The 578-nt window shown below is 34.9% G+C and carries 1 protein-coding gene; it reads left to right on the plus strand.

The features are described from left to right. Positions 1–6: 6 nt before the first annotated feature. On the plus strand, positions 7–578 hold a 572-nt coding region (locus AC1DJR_RS32810), incomplete at its 3' end, for a cupin domain-containing protein (RefSeq protein ID WP_477004552.1).

Consider the following 578-nt stretch of genomic DNA (forward strand, 5'->3'; position numbering starts at 1 on the left):
ATACGATTGACTTCTACTATTGACTACACCTCTCCTTCAACGAACTTCACTCATGATTTAAGTAAAAGTAATTTTTTTAAGAAAGATGCCCAAAATTATATAAATGTACTTGGCATWAAACAATTAAAYACTTTAGAAAATACTTCTTTATTAGATATTTATTTAAGTACAGGCAACGTTGTAGAACCACATATTCATCAAAATGCAGCTGAACTTGTTTACTGTATTTCAGGATCTGCTGTTGTTTCTTTACTTAATCCATTTACGAATCAAATATTAAACTTACCGATAAAACCAGGGCAAGTTGCCAACATTCCACAAGCGTGGTGGCATTATGAAATTGCTTCAGCAGATAATACTCATTTATTAGCTATATTCGACGCCCCAACCCCAGAAGTTATTTTTGGTTCTGATATTTTAAGATTAACTCCCGCTAATATGATGGCTCATACTTATTGCCTCAATGAACAACAATGGAAACAAGCAGTATCCCCAATTCAATCCACTACAGTAATTGGTCCTCCCGGAAACTGTAATCAAAACCGCGACATGATAAATCAGTCAACTCAGCCCCCTAC

This window comes from Bacillus sp. 05T31 (assembly GCF_056396725.1).